The following is an 11,744-nucleotide window of genomic DNA, read 5'->3' as shown; positions in this document are numbered from 1 at the left end:
CCCTATGGCGGCCGGCCCAACTTGTTTGTCCCCGCTCCGGCCTTGCCTCGCGCCGTCGGAGCCGCCATCTCGGCCGCATGACCGATCCCGCAACTGGTGAAGCGATCCGGCTGGAACCGCTGGTGGCCCGCATCCTCGCGGCGAACCCGTCGGCGTTCACCTATACCGGCACCGAAACCTATCTGGTCGGCACCACCGATCTGGCGGTGATCGACCCCGGTCCCGATTTGCCGAGCCATATCGAAGCACTGATCCAGGCGATCGATGGCCGTCCGGTCGTCGCGATCCTGTGCACGCACACGCATCGCGATCACAGTCCGGCGAGCCGCGCGATCAAGACCGCGACCGGCGCGTCGATCATCGGTTGCGCGCCGCTCGCGCTCGACGACAACGGCCCGCGTGCCGATGCGGCCTTCGATCGCGACTATCAACCCGACCGCGTCCTGACAGATGGCGAGCAGGTGACGGGTCAGGGCTGGACGCTCAGCGCGGTCGCGACCCCCGGCCACACCTCCAACCACCTCTGCTTCGCGCTGGAGGAAAGCGGCGCACTGTTCACCGGCGACCATGTGATGGGCTGGTCGACCAGCGTGATCGCCCCGCCCGACGGCGATATGGGCGACTATATGGCCAGCCTTGAGAAACTGCGCGCGCGCACGGACCGCGTCTATTACCCGGCACATGGCGACCCGGTGGAGACGCCGCAGCGGCTGGTGCGCGGGATGATGGGGCACCGCAAGCAGCGCGAGGGGCAGATCCTGCGCCTGTTGGGACAAGAGATCGGCGACATCCCGGCGATGGTCGAGAAGATGTACGTCGGACTCGACCCGCGGCTGACTGGCGCGGCGGGACGATCGGTGCTCGCGCATCTGATCGATCTGCGGCAGCGCGGGGTCGTGACCGGAAGCGAGGATGGCGCATGGCGGATATCGTAAAGCGCGATGCCCTGATCCGCGGCCTGCTGATCGCCGCTGCGGCCGCGATAATCCTGGCGGCGGCATGGATCGCCTGGGACCGCTATTCCGAGACGAGTATGGCGACCTTGCCCGAAGAGGGTGGCGCGCCGGTAACCCAGATCGTCACCGCCAAGCTTGCCGGGAGCGGCAAGCTCCAGGTCGCCGAGCTTTCGGGCATCGTCCAGGCAACCGCCTCCGACATTCGCGGTTTCGGCTGGCTGCGCAGCGACCAGGTCGTGAAGATGCCCTATTCGGTCGCCTATCATGTCGACCTATCCGGTCTGCGCGATCGGGACCTGCAATGGAATGCGCAGTCAAAGACGCTGATCGTCGATGCCCCCGACGTCATCGTCGCGGCGCCGAATACCGACGAGGGCCGCCGCACTTTGGTCGACACCAGCGGGCTGTTCGTGACGCGCGAGGCAGCGGAAGCGCTGAGCCAGCGAACTTCGGCCCGTGCCGCCGATGTCGCCGGACGCGAAGCGCGCAGCCCCGAACGGATGGCGCAAGCACGCGAGCATGCCCGCCGCGCCCTCGCCCGGCTGCTCGCGCAGCCGCTGACCGCCGCGGGTCTCGGCGACGTCCGCGTCGTCGTCACCTTCCCGCCCGAACGCAGCGCGCAGGTGCGCGAGCATTGGGATGCCTCACGCTCACCCGATCAGGTGATGAAGGACATCGAGGCCCGTGACGCCACGAAGAAGTAGCGGCATTCCTCGCCCGCAATGGGTTGAACGCGGCCCCCGACAAGGCCATGTGGGGCCAAAGAACGAGGGTCCCAGAATGAACGCACCGAGCAACCTGTCCGGCGTCGATATCCGTGCCGAGATCGAACGCCTGCGCAAGGAGCGCAACGCGGTGATCCTGGCGCATTACTACCAGAAGCCGGAGATCCAGGACCTTGCCGATTTCGTCGGCGATTCGCTCGAACTCAGCCGCAAGGCAGCCGAGACCGATGCCGAGGTGATCGCGTTCTGCGGCGTGCGCTTCATGGCGGAGACGGCCAAGATCCTGTCGCCCGACAAGACCGTCATCCTGCCTGATATGGACGCCGGCTGCTCGCTTGAGGACAGCTGCCCACCCGAGCAGTTCGCGGCGTTCCGCGCCAAGCACCCCGATCACATCGCGCTGACCTACATCAACTGCTCGGTCGAGGTGAAAGCGCTCAGCGACATCATTGTCACCAGCTCGTCGGCCGAGAAGATCCTGAGCCAGATTCCCAAGGACCAGAAGATCATCTTCGGCCCCGACAAGCATCTCGGCGGCTATATCAATCGCAAGGTGGGTCGCGACATGCTGCTGTGGCCGGGCGTGTGCATCGTGCACGAGGCGTTCAGCGAGACGGAACTACTCAAGCTCAAGGCACTGCATCCCGGCGCGCCCGTCGCCGCGCACCCCGAATGCCCGCCGCACGTTCTGGATCATGCCGATTATGTCGGGTCGACCAGTGGTATCCTGCAATATGCCAAGGATTTCGACGGCGACACGATGATCGTCGCGACCGAACCGCACATCATCCACCAGATGGAAAAGGCGGTCCCGCATAAGACCTTTATCGGTGCGCCCGGCGCGGACGGCAACTGCAACTGCAACATCTGCCCGTACATGGCGATGAACACGCTGGAGAAGCTCTACATCGCGCTGCGCGACCTCGAGCCACGGATCGAGATCGAGGACGAAATCCGATTGAAGGCGAAGAAGAGCCTCGACCGGATGCTGGCGATGGCGAGCGGCACCGTGGGTCTGGGCGACCTTGGCCCGCTCAAGGTAACCGGCGACTGAAACGGTCGGTTTCCGCTGGCGGGATTGATCTGAGCCCGCAGGCATGAAAGGTTTCACTTGCGCAACGGCGATCAGTCCTTTGCCGCGCAAGGAGAACTTATATGCCGATCCCCGCCAGCTGGTCCGACAAGCTGCTCGCCGTCCTGCGCATCGTCGCTGGACTTGCCTTTCTTCAGCACGGCACGTCGAAATTCTTCAACCTGCCGCCCTTCCCCATGCCGCTCAACCCGCTGCTCTATGCGGCCGGCGCGATCGAACTGGTCGGCGGCGCGCTGCTGGTGATCGGGCTGTTCACCCGTCCCGTCGCCTTCGTCGCATCGGGCATGTGTGCGGTGGGCTATTGGCTCGCACATGGATCGAAGGGCTTCTTCCCCGCCGCGAACGGCGGTGAGGCCATCCTGTTGTTCACCTTCATCTTCCTCTATCTCGCGGCGGCCGGTGGCGGTGCGTGGAGCCTGGACGGGAAGAAGGCCTGACCGCTCAGCGCCACTCCGGGTGAATGGGTAGCGCGGGCGAATAGTAATTGACGTACTGCGCCATCCGGGGCCGCGTCGCGCGGTTCGGGCTGGCGCCGTGCGGCAGATCCTGTCGCCAGATGATCAGATCGCCCGCGCCCGCCGGGATCGGGACCGCCTCCGCATTCAGATCCACCTGACGCGGATCGCGGTTCCCCAACCCGTCCAGCCAGCCATCCAACCGGTGGTGGAATCCCGGTACCAGGGTTAGCGCGCCCTGATCCGCCGCGGTATCGGTCAGATAGAGGATGCCCTGGGTCGCGAACGGGATCGGGGGCGCCAGGCTGACGTCCCAATGCAATCGCGGTCCCTGAAATGGGCGCGCCGCCGTCTCGGGCGGATTGAAGCTCATTCGATCGATCGTGGTCCAGAGATCCGCGGTGCCCCAAAGCTGCGCGAACGCCTTGTGGATGCGCGGCGAGCTGCGGGCGACATCCATCGCGGGGTGCTGAAAATGCTGCACCATGATCCCGTTGCCGCGAAAATCATACCAGCTGGCGGGTCTCCCCGCATCACCTCCGACAATCTCCCATAGCAACGCCTCGGCGGCCGCCGTCTCTTCGGCGCTGATCGCCTGCCGAAGCACCACCCAACCTTCGCGCTCCCAATGCGCCAGATCCTCGGCATCAAGGACCGGGGCGGCAGCCTCAATGGCCGCGACCCGCGCCTGCACGCTTTCGGGCAATGGCGCCGCGTCGAGCCAGGCATGATAGCGCGCGATCGCCTCGGGATCGGGCCTCCCCGCGGTCGCCAGAACCCAGCTTTCGAATTCGGCCAACTCGGGCAACTCTTGCCCCAGATGCTGGATCGCCTGTTCCAGCCCAAGCCCCAGCGCGTCGAGCAGCATCCGCTCGGTCTGATCCTGCGGCATGATCCGTGGCGCGCGGAAGGTGAGCTGAGTCCAGAGTGTTTCGAAACCCCGGATCGCACTGAAATCATGGGTCGGTTGCATCGTAAGCACCATTCCGGCTGCACGATCCGTCGTCAACGGCAGATACCCTCGCCGATCTCGGTCAACTATGCGATCACAAAGAAGAAAGACGGCGTGTCCGCGCCGAACGGAGCCCGCAATCGATGCTCAAGCTTTACGGAATGGCTGCAGTTCTTCTCGCCGGCACCGGCATGGCGGCGGCGCAGGAACCCCGACCGCTCTGCGCCGATCGCCCGGGCCTGGGCACGCCAGCCTGCACGCTCGATCCCGGTCGCACCGTCGTCGAGCTTGGCGGCATCGACTGGACGCTCGATCAGGATGCGACGCAGCGTAGCGACACGTTGATCGCGGGCGATCTGCTGGTTCGCCACGGCGTGACGCCGAATCTGGAGATACAGGCAGGCTGGACCGCGTTCGGTACCGTCCGCACCCGCGACAAGGTGACTGGCGCGGTTAACCGAAGTTCGGGCGTCGGCGATTTCACCCTCGCGGCACGCTATAATCTATCCAATCCGGACGGCTCGGGCCTTTCCGCCGCGATCATGCCTTATGCGACGTTGCCCGCCGGTGGTGACGCGATCGGTGCGGGGGATTGGGGTGCGGGGCTGATCCTTCCGATCAGCTACAGCCTGAGCGATACGATCGGGGTAGCGCTGACCCCCGCGATCGATGCCGCCGTCGATGGCGACCGGAACGGCCGGCACCTCGCCTATGGCAGTGTGATCGGCGTCAGCGCCGCGCTCAGCGATTCGGTGAGCGCCGCGCTCGAGGCCCAGATGACCCGCGACGAAGATCCCGCCGGGCACACAACGCAAGCGCTTGCCAGCCTGTCTTTCGCATGGGTGTCCCAGGATCGCCTTCAGGTCGACGCCGGCGCCGTGGCCGGCCTCAACGCCGACAGCCCCGACCTCCAGCTCTATTTCGGAATAACGCGCCGCTTTTAGGCGGCGCGTATTCGATCTCGGCGAGTCAGCTTCTTGTAGACGAGGCGGGTCGAACGATCCGCCGCGTTGCCCAGCCTAGAATCGCGTTACGGCGCCCGATGCGATTTCGTGGCCGCTGCCGCGGAGCAGTCGCCAGCGGTCCTGCGCGATGAACAGCAGCAGGTCATCGACGGGGATGATTCCGTCGCCTCCGATCACGACCACGGCGGTGCCTGAAGAGGTGGCCCATCGCAGTCGAAGCTGGTTCGTCCCGTCAATGAACCGCCCGCTCGCCTCACTTGCATTGCGCGTACGAGGAATCGCCAGCGGCGCGGCGAGCTGGAACCTTCCCGACCATCCCTGAACTACGCCCGCAGGGGCACCGTTCAGGAAAAGGTCGAGCGGTTCGTTGTAAAGATTGAAGACGTAGACATGTCCTGCAGGCATCCTGATCCGCTCCTTGCGGGCGGACCGGAGTCCCTCAGCGCGTCAGCTTCTTGTAAGCCAATCGCGTTGGACGATCCGCCGCGTCGCCGAGTCGGCGGCGCTTGTCCTCCTCATATGCCTCAAAATTCCCCTCGAACCATTCGACATGGCTGTCGCCCTCGAACGCCAGGATATGAGTGGCGAGACGGTCGAGGAAAAAGCGATCGTGGCTGATGACCACGGCGCAGCCCGCGAAATTCTCGATCGCCTCTTCCAGCGCGCCGAGCGTTTCGACGTCGAGGTCGTTGGTCGGTTCGTCGAGCAGCAGCACGTTGCCGCCGCGCTTCAGCATCTTGGCGATGTTGACGCGGTTGCGCTCACCGCCCGACAGCTTGCCGACATTCTTCTGCTGGTCCTGGCCCTTGAAGTTGAAGGCGCCGACATAGGCGCGCGTCGACTGGTCGTGGCCGTTGACCTTCATGTAATCGAGTCCATCCGAGATTTCCTCCCAGACGTTCTTCGATGGGTCGAGATGGTCGCGGCTCTGGTCGACATAGCCGAGGCGGACGGTGGTCCCCATCTCGATCGTGCCCGAATCCGGCGTTTCCTGGCCGGTGATCAGCTTGAATAGCGTCGACTTGCCCGCGCCGTTCGGCCCGATCACGCCGACGATGCCGCCGGCTGGAAGGGTGAAGGACAGGTTCTCGAACAGCAGCTTATCGCCATAGGCCTTGGAGACGTTCTCGACCTCGATCACCTTGCCGCCCAGGCGCTCGGGCACCTGGATGACGATCTGAGCCTTGCCCGGGGTGCGTTGCGACTGCTGCTCGACGAGCTGCTCGAAGCGGGTGATACGCGCCTTGGACTTGGTCTGGCGGCCCTTCACGCCGGCACGGATCCACTCCAGCTCGTCCTTGATCGCCTTCTGGCGGCCGGTGGCCTCACGGTCCTCCTGCTCCAGGCGCTTGGCCTTCTTCTCGAGATAGGTCGAGTAGTTGCCCTCGTACGGGAAGTACTTTCCGCGATCGAGCTCGAGGATCCAATCCACCACATTGTCGAGGAAGTAGCGGTCGTGGGTGATCATCAGCACCGCGCCGGCATATTCCTTGAGGTGGTTTTCCAGCCACTTGACGCTTTCGGCGTCGAGGTGGTTGGTCGGTTCGTCGAGCAACAGGATCGACGGCTTCTGGATCAGCAGGCGAGTCAGCGCGACGCGGCGCTTTTCACCGCCCGACAGGTTCTCGACCGCCCAATCGCCCGGCGGGCAGCGCAGTGCCTCCATCGCGATCTCGAGCTGGTTGTCGAGGCTCCAGCCGTCGACCGCGTCGATCTTGGCCTGAAGGTCGCCCATCTCCTCCATCAGGGCGTCGAAGTCGGTGTCGTCCTGGGGATCGCCCATCTCGGCCGAGATCGCATTGAAGCGCTCGACCAGGTCGGCGGTCTCGCGCGCGCCGTCCTTGACGTTCTCCAGCACCGACTTGCTCGGGTCGAGCTGCGGCTCCTGCTCGAGATAGCCGACCGTGATGTTCTCACCCGGCCACGCTTCGCCGCTAAAGTCCTTGTCGATGCCCGCCATGATCTTGATCAGGGTCGACTTGCCGGCGCCGTTGGGGCCGACGATGCCGATCTTGGCACCCTGATAGAATTGCAGGTTGATGTTGCTCAGCACCGGCTTCGGGGCGCCGGGGAAGGTCTTGGTCATGTCCTTCATCACGAAGGCGTATTGGGCGGCCACGTGCGGGTCTCCGTTCGAGTATCTGAGTGTTCGGGAATTCGGCGCCGATGTAGCGATGCGCCCGTCGATTGGCAAACTTGTCGCTCGTCGAAAAGAACGCGCGTGCGGGTTGCCGCGGGGGGCGGGCTTCCATTACGCGTCGCCGCAACAATCTTTCAGTGGAGGATGCGAATGCGCGTGAAGACCATGGCCCTGGCCGCGACCCTGAGCCTGCCCTTCCCCGTCCTGGCCCAGATCGATCCGGCAGTGCTCCGCGATGCCGCGCTCAAGGACGAGATCGCCTGGGACATCACCGAAGGCCTCACCACCGAAATCGGTCCGCGCCTTGCCGGAACCGAAGCGGAGGCGCGGGCGCGTGCGTGGTCGGTGAAGAAGCTCACCGCGCTCGGCTTCAGCAATGTCCGCAACGAGCCGTTCCAGATGAAAACCTGGGTCCGTGGCGAAGAGACGCTCGAGGTGCTCGCCCCCTTCCCACAGCCGCTGCGTCTCACCGCGCTGGGTAATTCCGGCGCGACACCCGCGACGGGCCTGCGCGGCGAGATCGTCTATTTCAAGGATATCGCCGCGCTCAACGCCGCACCGGATGGAAGCCTGCGCGGCAAGATCGCCTTCGTCAGCCATGACATGACCCGGACCCAGGACGGATCGCAATATGGTGCCTATGGCGCTGTCCGCCGCAGCGGTCCGGCGACGGCGGCACGCAAGGGCGCCGCGGCGATCCTGATCCGATCGGTCGGTACCGATTATCACCGCAATCCGCATGCGGGCGGCACCGGCTTCCCCGAAGGCGTGACACCGATCCCGGCGGCGGCACTTTCGCTCCCCGACGCCGAACAGCTGGAGCGGATACTCAAGCGCGGCCAACCGGTCAGCGTCAAACTGACCTTGACCCCCAAACAGATCGGCATGACCGAATCAGGCAATATCATCGCCGAAGTGCCAGGCAGCGATCCCACTGCAGGGCTGGTTGTCGTCGCCTGCCATCTCGACAGCTGGGACCTTGGAACCGGCGCATTCGATGATGGCGCGGGCTGCGGCATCGTCACTGCAGCGGCCAAGCGCGTTATGGAAGCAGGCAAGCCCCGTCGCACCATCCGTATCCTCTGGGCCGGTGCCGAGGAAGTCGGCGTGTTCGGCGGCAAGGCCTATTTCGAGGCACATAAGGGCGAACGCCACGCACTTGCCGCCGAATCCGATTTCGGGGCCGACCGCGTCTGGCGCGTCGATTTCAAGCTGCCGGATAGTGCCAAGGCGGTGGGTGACCGGGTGGCCATGGTGCTTTCACCACTGGGGATCAGCCGTGGACGCGATCCCGCAAGCGGCGGGGCCGATGTCGGCGCGCTGGTTGCGTCCGGGGTCGCGGGAATCGATCTGCAGCAGGACGGCACCCGCTATTTCGACCTGCATCACACACCCGACGATACGCTCGACAAGATCGATCGGTCACAGTTGCGCCAAAATGTCGCGGCATGGACGGCGATGCTCGCGGTGGTCGCCAATGCACCCGAGGAAATCGGTGCCGTACAATGACGCAGCGCGTCATTTCGGCTCGCCGCAAAGCTTGCTGTCAGATGAATTCCCATTGACGGCGGCGTAACGGGCGTTATTCCGACTAACTCGCACGGCAATCGGGCCGCCGCGAACCGAATAATTTTTGCTTGGGAGCAAAACGAATGAAGAAGGTCCTCATCGTCGCTGCCGCGACCGGCCTGATGTCGCTCGCCGCTTGCGGTGGCACGCCTGCTGCGAACAACACCGTCGAGAACGTCGCTGACTCGCTCGAGAACGGCGCTGACCTGCTGCAGAACGAAGCTGCTGGCGCGAGCAACGAAGCGGCTGCGATCCTCGAGAACACCGCCGAGACGCTCGACAACGCGGCTGCAAACGTCGCCGAGTAATCGGACCTGTTCTTCCAGGGCTCGAAAGAGCCCGGTCGAATCGAAAGGGCGCTCCTCACGGGGCGCCCTTTTTCGTTGTGCCGGACAGCGCGTCGCTTTGCCTTCGTCGCCGACAATCGGTCGTTCGTCGGATCGAACGGTTCCGGTGGATGTGTCGTTACCTCTCGTCGAGCATTGATGGCCCGTCAGCGATCAGGGGCATAACCGGGATCAGCGTTCGAACAGGACGCACCCCAAAACCCCGGAGTGACCCATGTTGTTCAACCTCGCCCGCGCGGCCGCAACCGCCGCCGCGCTGATCGCCGCCGTTCCGGCCCTTGCCGACGGCGCGAAGTCCGTGAAGGTCTCCTACGCGGATATCAACCTCTCCAGCAGCACCGGCAAGGCGCTGTTCGCCCAGCGCATCGATATTGCCATCCAGCGCGTGTGCGGTTCCCCATTTCAACGCGAGGTCGCAATGGCTGCCGCGTCACGCCGCTGCGCCACCGTCACTCGTAAATCGACGGCACCCGCCATCCAGCTCGCCCACCGCAACGCTGCCAATCGCCAGCTTGCGGCGCGGGACATGAGTGTCACTGTAGCACCCTGACATTCATACCAACTGCCCCGTCCGCCGCAGCCGGCGGACGGGGTCATTTCACCATGATCGCCTTGGCGGCCGCCTGATAGGTTCGTCCAATCCTGACCAGATCGCCGTCGGTGAGTTCGGCGTGCCAAACACCCAGGCCATCGTGCCGGAGCTTGGTGATGCAATCCTTGCGCACGATCGTCGAACGATGCAGCCGGATGAAGCGTCCGGGATCAAGCCGCCGTTCAAGCTCGCTGATCGTCTGGTGGATTAGATAGCTGCGCCCGCCCACGCCAAGCCGCATATAGTCGCGTTCGGCATCCACACGCTCGATGTCACCAGCGCTGACCCGCACCATCTCCGAACGATGCGGTACCCAGAATTCTTCGATCCAGCGTGAACTTGCCACTTGCGGCTCCGTCCGTCCCCGGCCTGCCGCCTCGATCGCACGGCCGATCGCCCGTCCGAGCCGTTGGGCGCTCACAGGCTTGAGTACATAATCCACCGCCGCCACATCGAATGCGGCCACGGCATGTTGTTCGAACGCGGTACAAAAGATCACCGCCGGCCGGATCGCCAGATCCGCGAGCGCGGCCGCCACCCCGATCCCATCGCGATGCGGCATCGCGATGTCGAGCAGCACAAGGTCTGGGTTGAGCGCCTCGATCAGGCGTAGCGCCGCCTCACCGTCGCTAGCCGTACCGATCAGATCGATCTCAGGAATGCCGGCGCACAGGATCTGCATCCGCTCGACCGCGAGTGGTTCGTCATCGACGATCAGCGTACGCAAGCGTTCAGCAGCCATTGGTTACCATCGGCAAAGTCAACATCGCGGTATATCCCCCCTCAGCGCGCTTTCCGGCGGTGAGCCATGCGGAATCACCAAACCGCGCGGCCAGCCTGTCGCGCACATTGCGCAAACCGACGCCGGTTCCGTTGGGAGCCTTGGCACCGTCGCCATCGTCGCTCACCGTCACCTCCAGCTTATCGCCGTTTACCCGTGCGCGAACGCAAATCCGGACAGGACGGCGCGCTGGCGCAACCCCGTATTTGATCGCATTCTCGATGAGCGGCTGCAGAATCAGCCCTGGAACACAAGCGTTGGCGGCTGCGGGTTCGACCTCGAAGATCGCACGTAACCGCTCCGGAAAGCGCACCGCCTCGATCTCTAAATAGAGCTTCTGCACCGCGATCTCGTCGGCCAGCGGAATATCGTCGGTGGGCTCGCTAGCGAGGCTCGTGCGAAAGAAATTCGAAAGGTTGAGGATCATCGCCTCTGCATCCTCCCGCTTGCCTGACATGACGAGTGCAGAGATCGAGTTCAACGTATTGAACAGGAAGTGCGGATTGACCTGGTATCGCAATGCTCGCAGCTCAGCCGTCTGAGCGGCAGCGCGAAGACGCGCCGTTTCTCGCTCGGAGGCGCGTACAGCGCCGGCATAAGATAATGCCAGGTAGAAGACAGACCAGGAAACGAAGAAGAAGTACCAAGCAATCGCGTTCTCCGCGATCAGATGCAAGGCATCGTAATCCTTCTTCTCCTCCACCTCTTCAGGCGACTTTTTCTGCAGTTCGGGCGGCTTGGGATCATAGACGTAGAAGGACGCGTAGTTGATGCCTGAATAGGCCGTCGCCGCCACCGCGGAAAACAGGAATGCCGCTGCCACGCGAACGCGTAGCGTGTGATAGCAGAACAGCCGCAATACCCGATAGAGCAGGTAGGTGAAGCCGATCCCGAACAGCGATACCCACGCCCGATTGTCGAGCATCAGCCAATAGCCCGGATAGTCCATGATCCACGACCGCAGCGTGATGCTGACGTAGTAAAAGATCCAGAATGCGATGATCGACCAAACCGCAACCCGATGCGGGACGGTAAAGCGGGTAAATTCAGGGCTATTTTCAACGGCCATTTGCGACCCTAGCGCGATGGTTGCTGAAGAAACCATGTGCCGCGACGTCATTGATCGAACAACATTGCACGCTTGTCGAAAGCGTAGCCATGCGCCGTGA

At 63.9% G+C, this 11,744-nt stretch carries 13 protein-coding genes; 8 read left to right on the top strand and 5 right to left on the bottom strand.

Going from position 1 to position 11,744, the window contains the following annotated elements; all coding sequences use genetic code 11:
• Nucleotides 1-77 precede the first annotated feature (77 nt).
• The 4 genes from AC07M1_RS10075 (at nucleotide 78) to AC07M1_RS10060 (ending at nucleotide 3,211) form a co-directional block, all read left to right on the top strand.
• On the top strand, nucleotides 78-935 hold the full coding sequence (locus tag AC07M1_RS10075) for an MBL fold metallo-hydrolase (protein WP_495162407.1): 858 nt from the start codon (nucleotides 78-80) through the stop codon (nucleotides 933-935).
• Nucleotides 920-1,660, top strand: a complete 741-nt coding sequence (locus tag AC07M1_RS10070; RefSeq protein WP_495162406.1) for a DUF4230 domain-containing protein — start codon at nucleotides 920-922, stop codon at nucleotides 1,658-1,660. The genes AC07M1_RS10075 and AC07M1_RS10070 overlap by 16 nt, the downstream gene beginning before the upstream one ends.
• A gap of 76 nt (nucleotides 1,661-1,736) precedes the next feature.
• Complete coding sequence (gene nadA / locus AC07M1_RS10065) at nucleotides 1,737-2,735, top strand: quinolinate synthase NadA (RefSeq protein ID WP_495162405.1); 999 nt, start codon at nucleotides 1,737-1,739, stop codon at nucleotides 2,733-2,735.
• A gap of 101 nt (nucleotides 2,736-2,836) precedes the next feature.
• Complete coding sequence (locus AC07M1_RS10060; RefSeq protein WP_495162404.1) at nucleotides 2,837-3,211, top strand: DoxX family protein; 375 nt, start codon at nucleotides 2,837-2,839, stop codon at nucleotides 3,209-3,211.
• Nucleotides 3,212-3,215: 4 nt separating this feature from the next.
• On the opposite strand, the gene AC07M1_RS10055 is transcribed toward AC07M1_RS10060, so the two are convergent.
• Complete coding sequence (locus tag AC07M1_RS10055) at nucleotides 3,216-4,202, bottom strand: phytanoyl-CoA dioxygenase family protein (RefSeq protein ID WP_495162403.1); 987 nt, start codon at nucleotides 4,200-4,202, stop codon at nucleotides 3,216-3,218.
• Nucleotides 4,203-4,342: 140 nt separating this feature from the next.
• Between AC07M1_RS10055 and AC07M1_RS10050 the strand changes: the two genes are divergently transcribed.
• Nucleotides 4,343-5,125, top strand: a complete 783-nt coding sequence (locus AC07M1_RS10050; protein WP_495162402.1) for a transporter — start codon at nucleotides 4,343-4,345, stop codon at nucleotides 5,123-5,125.
• A gap of 75 nt (nucleotides 5,126-5,200) precedes the next feature.
• On the opposite strand, the gene AC07M1_RS10045 is transcribed toward AC07M1_RS10050, so the two are convergent.
• Nucleotides 5,201-5,551, bottom strand: coding sequence for a hypothetical protein (locus AC07M1_RS10045; RefSeq protein WP_495162401.1), 351 nt, complete (start codon nucleotides 5,549-5,551; stop codon nucleotides 5,201-5,203).
• Nucleotides 5,552-5,585: 34 nt separating this feature from the next.
• The gene (ettA, locus tag AC07M1_RS10040; protein ID WP_495162400.1) at nucleotides 5,586-7,265 is read right to left on the bottom strand and encodes an energy-dependent translational throttle protein EttA; all 1,680 of its coding nucleotides are present in this window, start codon (nucleotides 7,263-7,265) and stop codon (nucleotides 5,586-5,588) included.
• A 171-nt stretch (nucleotides 7,266-7,436) separates the two neighbouring features.
• Here ettA and AC07M1_RS10035 point away from each other — a divergent pair, with 171 nt between their 5' ends.
• The 3 genes from AC07M1_RS10035 to AC07M1_RS10025 all read left to right on the top strand — a co-directional run bounded on the left by AC07M1_RS10035 (nucleotide 7,437) and on the right by AC07M1_RS10025 (nucleotide 9,752).
• Entirely contained in the window at nucleotides 7,437-8,795 is a 1,359-nt protein-coding gene (locus AC07M1_RS10035) for a M28 family peptidase (protein ID WP_495162399.1), read from the top strand.
• A gap of 143 nt (nucleotides 8,796-8,938) precedes the next feature.
• Complete coding sequence (locus AC07M1_RS10030; protein ID WP_495162398.1) at nucleotides 8,939-9,163, top strand: hypothetical protein; 225 nt, start codon at nucleotides 8,939-8,941, stop codon at nucleotides 9,161-9,163.
• A 253-nt stretch (nucleotides 9,164-9,416) separates the two neighbouring features.
• Nucleotides 9,417-9,752 (top strand): UrcA family protein, encoded by a 336-nt coding sequence (locus AC07M1_RS10025; RefSeq protein ID WP_495162397.1) that lies wholly within the window; start codon nucleotides 9,417-9,419, stop codon nucleotides 9,750-9,752.
• Nucleotides 9,753-9,795: 43 nt separating this feature from the next.
• Here AC07M1_RS10025 and AC07M1_RS10020 read toward each other — a convergent pair whose 3' ends face one another.
• Nucleotides 9,796-10,536: a LytR/AlgR family response regulator transcription factor gene (locus AC07M1_RS10020; RefSeq protein WP_495162396.1), complete on the bottom strand. Its 741-nt coding sequence runs from the start codon at nucleotides 10,534-10,536 to the stop codon at nucleotides 9,796-9,798.
• A complete protein-coding gene (locus AC07M1_RS10015) occupies nucleotides 10,526-11,644 on the bottom strand; it encodes a sensor histidine kinase (protein WP_495162395.1) in 1,119 nt (372 codons plus the stop codon). The genes AC07M1_RS10020 and AC07M1_RS10015 overlap by 11 nt, the downstream gene beginning before the upstream one ends.
• Nucleotides 11,645-11,744 lie beyond the last annotated feature (100 nt).

This window comes from Sphingomonas sp. GW821-FHT10C01, assembly GCF_059415525.1.
Note: the sequence above shows the minus strand (reverse complement) of the source record. Positions and strands in the feature narration are given on the sequence as shown.

What these genes read in the sequence shown, in the direction of transcription:
- AC07M1_RS10075 (WP_495162407.1), top strand. Translation starts at nt 78, where the DNA reads ATGACCGATCCCGCAACTGGTGAAGCGATCCGGCTGGAACCGCTGGTG.
- AC07M1_RS10070 (WP_495162406.1), top strand. Translation starts at nt 920, where the DNA reads ATGGCGGATATCGTAAAGCGCGATGCCCTGATCCGCGGCCTGCTGATC.
- nadA (WP_495162405.1), top strand. Translation starts at nt 1,737, where the DNA reads ATGAACGCACCGAGCAACCTGTCCGGCGTCGATATCCGTGCCGAGATC.
- AC07M1_RS10060 (WP_495162404.1), top strand. Translation starts at nt 2,837, where the DNA reads ATGCCGATCCCCGCCAGCTGGTCCGACAAGCTGCTCGCCGTCCTGCGC.
- AC07M1_RS10055 (WP_495162403.1), bottom strand. Translation starts at nt 4,202, where the DNA reads ATGCAACCGACCCATGATTTCAGTGCGATCCGGGGTTTCGAAACACTC.
- AC07M1_RS10050 (WP_495162402.1), top strand. Translation starts at nt 4,343, where the DNA reads ATGGCTGCAGTTCTTCTCGCCGGCACCGGCATGGCGGCGGCGCAGGAA.
- AC07M1_RS10045 (WP_495162401.1), bottom strand. Translation starts at nt 5,551, where the DNA reads ATGCCTGCAGGACATGTCTACGTCTTCAATCTTTACAACGAACCGCTC.
- AC07M1_RS10035 (WP_495162399.1), top strand. Translation starts at nt 7,437, where the DNA reads ATGCGCGTGAAGACCATGGCCCTGGCCGCGACCCTGAGCCTGCCCTTC.
- AC07M1_RS10030 (WP_495162398.1), top strand. Translation starts at nt 8,939, where the DNA reads ATGAAGAAGGTCCTCATCGTCGCTGCCGCGACCGGCCTGATGTCGCTC.
- AC07M1_RS10025 (WP_495162397.1), top strand. Translation starts at nt 9,417, where the DNA reads ATGTTGTTCAACCTCGCCCGCGCGGCCGCAACCGCCGCCGCGCTGATC.
- AC07M1_RS10020 (WP_495162396.1), bottom strand. Translation starts at nt 10,536, where the DNA reads ATGGCTGCTGAACGCTTGCGTACGCTGATCGTCGATGACGAACCACTC.
- AC07M1_RS10015 (WP_495162395.1), bottom strand. Translation starts at nt 11,644, where the DNA reads ATGGCCGTTGAAAATAGCCCTGAATTTACCCGCTTTACCGTCCCGCAT.